At 42.4% G+C, this 6108-nt stretch carries 7 protein-coding genes; 4 read left to right on the top strand and 3 right to left on the bottom strand.

What is annotated here, in order from left to right; translation table 11 throughout:
* Positions 1–186: IS3 family transposase (locus tag A3766_RS03665; protein ID WP_156508660.1), on the top strand; the 186-nt coding region annotated here is incomplete at its 5' end.
* Between the two features lie 18 nt (positions 187–204).
* Here A3766_RS03665 and A3766_RS03660 read toward each other — a convergent pair.
* The gene (locus tag A3766_RS03660; protein WP_068641701.1) at positions 205–765 is read right to left on the bottom strand and encodes an ABC transporter substrate-binding protein; all 561 of its coding nucleotides are present in this window, start codon (positions 763–765) and stop codon (positions 205–207) included.
* 221 nt (positions 766–986) lie between these two features.
* Between A3766_RS03660 and A3766_RS03655 the strand changes: the two genes are divergently transcribed.
* Positions 987–1277, top strand: coding sequence for a hypothetical protein (locus A3766_RS03655; protein WP_068516158.1), 291 nt, complete (start codon positions 987–989; stop codon positions 1275–1277).
* A 6-nt stretch (positions 1278–1283) separates the two neighbouring features.
* Here A3766_RS03655 and A3766_RS03650 read toward each other — a convergent pair whose 3' ends face one another.
* Positions 1284–3743, bottom strand: a complete 2460-nt coding sequence (locus A3766_RS03650) for an RND family transporter (protein ID WP_068516129.1) — start codon at positions 3741–3743, stop codon at positions 1284–1286.
* 393 nt (positions 3744–4136) lie between these two features.
* On the opposite strand from A3766_RS03650, the gene A3766_RS03645 reads away from it, so the two are divergent.
* A complete protein-coding gene (locus tag A3766_RS03645; protein ID WP_068516126.1) occupies positions 4137–5036 on the top strand; it encodes a diguanylate cyclase in 900 nt (299 codons plus the stop codon).
* Between the two features lie 3 nt (positions 5037–5039).
* A complete protein-coding gene (locus A3766_RS03640; protein WP_068516123.1) occupies positions 5040–5546 on the top strand; it encodes a tRNA-uridine aminocarboxypropyltransferase in 507 nt (168 codons plus the stop codon).
* Here A3766_RS03640 and A3766_RS03635 read toward each other — a convergent pair.
* Positions 5543–6108: response regulator (locus tag A3766_RS03635; RefSeq protein WP_156508659.1), on the bottom strand; the 566-nt coding region annotated here is incomplete at its 5' end. The genes A3766_RS03640 and A3766_RS03635 overlap by 4 nt on opposite strands.

Genomic DNA, 6108 nt, shown 5'->3' with positions numbered 1-6108 from the left:
TTCTTTGGAAGCCTGAAGCAAGAGCGCGTGCAATGGCGAAGTTACCAAACTCGCTATGAGGCACAGCAGGATATTTTGGATTACATATCCATGTTTTATAACAGTCGGCGGCTGCATTCTTACTTGGGCTACATGAGCCCGAATGAATACGAAGCTCAGGCAATTGAAATGAAAAAAGTATCTTAACTGGGTTGGTCAAAAATGCTAGACCACGTCAGAGATAGGAAATAAGTCGATTGTTCCGCTGATTAGTTTTCGCAAGTTATCTATATCTGTATTGCTAATTGACACTCTTAACCTGTCTTGCTTGTATAAACGCCAAAATTCATCGTTATAAGTATAGCTCCGCGTAGCGCCAATTTTTAAACGGCCTAGTTCATCAAGGCTTTGCCATTTGAACGGGCCGTTAAAGCGTTTTTTAGTGTAGAAAAAGACAAAATAGATATTCTCGATCGTTTGGCTATGGAGAAAGTCTTGTCTTCTTTCTTCACTTTCCCCCCAAAAAGACGTGGCGTGATAATTACCGATTCGAGTCGCTTCTAGGGCTCTTTTCCAAGGGAGATAGTCAAATTTGACGTCAATGTTGTGGAGCTTAAACGCTTCGCTAACTAGACGATTAATGTAGCCTCCACCCGGCAGTGATTGTGAGGTCCACGGCGGATATTCTCCACTGGCTATTTGGATAGTTTCAGCCTTAGAGAGTGAATGGAAACTGACTAACAAAAGCAGGGTTAATGCTTTAATTGTGGCACTTGTACGCTTCATATACCTAACCGTTTATAAGCCAATTCAAATCTAGATATCTGATTTCAAAAAAGCAGGCTAACTTAGTTATTATGTCGGTAGTGATATTAGTGTAGTAGAGTTTGGCCGGTTTGGAGTGTCGCTTTTAGATTGTGTCGTTATTACAACTAACGTTTGTTATTAGTCACTTTGTTATCAGTTCGAGGTATGATGGCTGTTTACAAGTTTGAATCGGAATGATTATGCAAGCTGAAGCTCTTATTTTATTGATCAATTTCCTATTGGTGACGCTTACTTATTTGTTCGTTTATCCTCGGTTTGCGGGGCGAGATTTGAACAAACTATTTACGAACGACTTGGCTGCTATGGTGATATCTCTCTTGGTGGTTGGCAGCTTATATCAAGGTCAAGACCTCAAGTTATCGTTGATCATTCTAGAGACTAACTGGTTCTGGTTTAGTTTACTGACATATATGCTAATCGAGACGCCTTTTGCACTCAGGTATATCAAAAAATATAAGGTTTTTGAGTAGGGCTGGTTAGCCCTCTGCAAGCATCGAAGGTTCGAGCTCTTCTTCCTGCTCTACTACTTTTCCTACCTTAGCTAATTTCAGAAGGTTTGGCATGATAAAAAGTGTACATAGCGCAGACACTAGCATGGTAATACTAATGAGAAGTCCGAGGTTGAAAATAGGCTGAAACTCTGACAACAAGAGGATTGAGAAGCCTAATGCAATGGTAAAAGCGCTGGTTAATATTGGGAAGGTGATATCTGTCAGGGCTGCTTGAGCTGCGGCATCCCTAGATTGAAGTGCTTTTAAGTTTCGTAAGTAGGCTTCGACGATATGTATGGAGTAATCGATGCCGATGCCGAAGGCAATGCCGCATAGCAGACTAGAGCCGATATCTAAAGGAATCTGCAATAAACCCATCAGTCCGAACATGACCAGTAATGACATGCTTAGTGGGAAGATAGCGATTATTCCAATACGGATTGAGCGGTAGATCGTGCACAAAACCAATAAAAGTCCGACAACCGAAATGATAATGCTGGAAAGTTGTCCTTGGATAATTTCTTTTGAGGCGGCAGCATTCATACTCCCGTAGCCGGTGAATCTAAACGAAACCCCTTCAGGTAAGGTTTCAGCAATAGGGCCTAGATCGTCTAACAGTTGCTGTAACTGCTTGGAGCCATCTGTTTTGGACATGATTACCACGCGAGTTTCATTGTAAGGGCCCACTTTGGCAATAGACTCAAGGTCTCGTGAGGGGCCGCCCTCTAACAAAAATAAATATTGGGATATAAGCTCCGGACTTAGCTCTGAGCTTTGTATCTTGTCATCATTGGGCGATAAGGTTTTGTGTAGCTGTTTGATAAAACCAGATATTGAGCTTGTGTAGCCAACTGCATCATGACGCTTAGCTTGCGCTTCGAGTTTTTCTATCACTCGTAATACCTCAGGAGAAAGGATGCCATTTTGCTCATCTGAGCTTATCCATACGTTCACTGGTACGGTGCCACCTAGTAACTCGTTGATTCTGGCATCATCTTGCCTCAGTTGAGTCTGGGCTTTGAAGGAGTGAAGGTTTTGTTGGTCAACGTAGAAATTAGGAAGCCCGATTAAGGAGAAGACGACTAAAAGGAATAGCAGTGCGAAGCAACGAGAAATGGTTTGCTTTTTAGCAATGTTTTCTAAAGCCTCAAAGAAACGAATGGGGCGCTGAGTTGTTCCTGAAGAAAAATTTATATTTGCCATTAAAGTAGGCAGCACCGTTACAGAAATAATAAACGCGACAATAGCGCTGATTCCAACCATGATGCCGAATTCTTTTATATTAGTAATTTCGGTGTATGAAAGTGAGAAAAAACCAAGAGCTGTCGTCAGCGACGTAAGCAACATTGCGCGAAAAAGTTTACTGACTTTAGCAATAGTTGCTTCTTGCTTACTTGTTTTGTTTTGGTCTAATTTAGATTCGGAAAGAACATGAATGGCATCTGTTACGCCAATGGTGATAATGAATATCGGCAACATCGTGGTCACGATATTCAGGGATATGCCCAGCAAGGTCATGAGTCCAAAGGTGATGACGATACTGATAATTGATACGCTGAGCGCAAAGAACGGGGCCCAGGCACTGCGAAATAAATAGGCCAGTGTTAATGCTATTAATAGGACGATTAAAGGGAAATAGCGTTGATTATCCTTTTCCATAACATTAGAAATTTCTACATTTACGACTGGTGAGCCAGAAAAGTAGAGATCGAAATTACTTGATTCAACGATGGGTTTTATCAACCCTTGAACCTTATTGAATATCGCAGTAGTGCTTGCGCTATCGTCGGTATCGATGTTTAGTTCAAGATTAATTGCCATTGCGCGGCCGTCTGGGCTAACCAAAGCATCCGTAAACAGAGGGTTATCTAATATTTCTTTGCCTTGATTCTGTTGCCATTGAGCGATCTTTTCTTGCTCGAAGTTGGGGGCAATGGTGATCTCATCTTCAAGCATGAAAATGTCATCACTATTTAGTAGTGACTTGATATTGCGAATAGGGAAGAGGTATTGGCCTAGTAATGCTTCTATTTCCTTAGATTCTTGCTCGTTTTTAGCCGCCGCCAGGCTTTGGTTATATTGACTGATTAAGCTGGCCTTATCGAGTGACTTGCCTGTGTTGAGTTTAGGATTGATCATTTCTATCAAGTCAACGGAGTCTAGAGTCTTATGAATAGTTTCTAATAAGCTCAGTGACTCTGCAGAAAAAATATCGCCAGATTTTGCCTCGAGAATAATAACAATGGTTTCTCTGGATCGCTCAAAAATATCTGTCATCAGATCTTCTTTAACGCGCTCTGTGTGGGTGCGGTCCAAGAAATAGGGCGTGGTGTTTTTTGTTACTTGAGCCGCGAGAAATGCTGATACGAGGATAATTGCCAGAGTGATAATAAAACTGAGTGCGGGTCGAGAAACAATTTGGCGAATCAGTGGGGTTTCTGTCATGGGTGCGTCTATTCTAAGTTTGTTGTGCAGTGCAAATGGATTCTTAACATATAGGGTGCTCTGCCAATTCTGGGCGTGGCGAGAGATATATGTAGTCCTATGGAATCCAGACGTGCGCACTTTAACAGTATTTTTCGGCTGTTCAAGTAGTTATTTGCACTTGGGTTAACAGTTTTTTATCAGAGCGCAAAAAATTATGAATCGAGTCGTCTTGTGTAAGAAAAATGCTTGGGCATACTCTATACTCTACTTTAGAGCACAAACGATTTTATCTTGTAACAATTGTGGTGCTTCATTATGGCCGCTCTCATAATAAGTTGCTCAGTATACTAAAGGCCGTTAACTAGCCATAGCGATCTGAGCATGTAATGACTAATAAAAGTTGAGTGAGTTATGAAAGTACTGATTGTTGATGACCAGCGTTCTATGAGGTTTGTGTCTCTAGCAGTAGTTGCCGGGCTTGGGCATGATGTCATCGAGGCCGAATGTGGACAGGATGCAATTGACCTCTGTCGGCAAGAGAAAGTCGATTTGATTTTGATGGACGTTGAAATGCCTGGTCTTAACGGTTTTGAAACGACTAAAATTATTCGTCAAGATACCTCTATATGGTTCCCCATTATTTTTGTTAGTGCTAAAACGGATACTAAGTTTTTTACTGTGGGTATTCAGTCAGGCGGCGATATTTATCTTTATAAGCCGATAGTGCCTGAAGTGCTTGAAGCGATGATTCATGCGATGGAGCGTATCGCCCAGATTCAGGACGAGCTTCATGGCACCAAATTAAAAATGGAGTTGCTCGCATTTCAAGACACCTTAAAAGGACTGGTGAACCGCCGTGGTTTTGATAAGGCCATGGAGCTGGAGATCACTAGGTCAATCAAAGAGAAAGACCCTTTAACTTTGATTATGATCGATGTTGATCAGTTTAAACCTTTCAATGATAACAACGGACATCAAGCCGGTGACGAGTGTTTAAAGGCTGTTGGTGAAACCTTGCGTAAAGCGATGTGCCGACCAGCCGATATTGTTGCTCGGTATTGTGGGGAAGAATTCGCAGTGATTTTGCCTAATACCAATGCGGTGCAAGCGCAAGCGGTTGCGAAGCGTATAAATAAGTTGTTTAGTGATTTGAATTATCCTCATGAACACTCTTTAGTGGCAGATCATGTCACGGTTAGTGGTGGGATTGCTCAGTTTGCTGGTGAAGGGCAAAGTGCGGCAGAGTTTATCGAGAGTGCTGACAAATTATTATATGAAGCTAAAGAAGCAGGCCGTAATCGTATTTTATAGTTAATGAAGTTTATATTACTTACGCATGAGCGGGAATTAGAAAAGAAGAATAATACGGGTGCAGTCGTTAGAGGTATATTGAAGGGTGATTGCGAACTTGTCGTTTGGAAGCGTCGGGAACCCGATGAAAGTTTATTGAGTCTATTGGCTCGGCAGCAAGCCGCGGTGCTCTTTCCTAGAGAAGAACTGCCTACACAAAACACCGATAGCCCTGGCACTTATCAGCCTGACCCTCAATGTCTTTTTTCCTATACTCACTACGTGATTCTGGATGCTACTTGGCAACAAGCCAAGAAAATGTATAGACAAAGCCCTTATTTGCAACAAGCCGACAAGTTCTCTTTGGATAACGTGACACCTTCCACTTTTGTGCGTAGAGGAAATCAGCTAAAAGGCGGGTTGTGTACGGCTGAGTGTGTTATCGAACTACTTGAGCTTGCAGGTGAGTCTGAGTCAGCAAGTGAACTCGCTTATCATTATGAGGCGTTTAACAGGGCGCTGCCATCTTAATGTAGCCATTTATTTAGCTTCTCTTGAACGATCATGGCATCGACAGGCTTGCTAATATAGTCATTCATTCCCACAGCAAAGCATTTATCATCATCACCTTTCATTGCATTAGCTGTCATGGCAACAATAGGTAGCTGCTTGGCGTTTTCTCCGGCTTTACCTTGTCTGATCGCTGTAGTTGCTTCATATCCATCCATTTCCGGCATTTGGCAGTCCATGAAAATGAGGTTGTAGGGGACCGTTTTTTCAGCGTCGCGTATCATTTCTAGCGCTTCTAGGCCGTTGGCAGCGATATCGCACTGTTGGTCAAGCGCCTCAAGAATACCTTGTACAACGAGCTGGTTTACATAGACGTCTTCAACAAGCAGGATTCTAGACTCGCTCAAATCTGTAGTGGGGTCTTCTATAGCCGCTATCGCACTTTGCGTTAGCTCTGGTTTTTCTGAATAGAGGCTGAGCTCCATGCTTTGGATTAGGTCATTGGAACAGATAGGCTTATAGATATGGGCATCGAAGCCATGAGTCTTGCAATAGTTTTCATCGACCTGGGAACCGTACTTTG

The sequence above is a fragment of the Oleiphilus sp. HI0132 genome, from assembly GCF_001635845.1.
The sequence above is the reverse complement of the archived record's forward strand: the minus strand, read 5'-3'. Positions and strand labels throughout refer to the sequence as shown.

What these genes read in the sequence shown, in the direction of transcription:
- A3766_RS03645 (WP_068516126.1), top strand. Translation starts at nt 4,137, where the DNA reads ATGAAAGTACTGATTGTTGATGACCAGCGTTCTATGAGGTTTGTGTCT.
- A3766_RS03640 (WP_068516123.1), top strand. Translation starts at nt 5,040, where the DNA reads ATGAAGTTTATATTACTTACGCATGAGCGGGAATTAGAAAAGAAGAAT.
- A3766_RS03650 (WP_068516129.1), bottom strand. Translation starts at nt 3,743, where the DNA reads ATGACAGAAACCCCACTGATTCGCCAAATTGTTTCTCGACCCGCACTC.
- A3766_RS03655 (WP_068516158.1), top strand. Translation starts at nt 987, where the DNA reads ATGCAAGCTGAAGCTCTTATTTTATTGATCAATTTCCTATTGGTGACG.
- A3766_RS03660 (WP_068641701.1), bottom strand. Translation starts at nt 765, where the DNA reads ATGAAGCGTACAAGTGCCACAATTAAAGCATTAACCCTGCTTTTGTTA.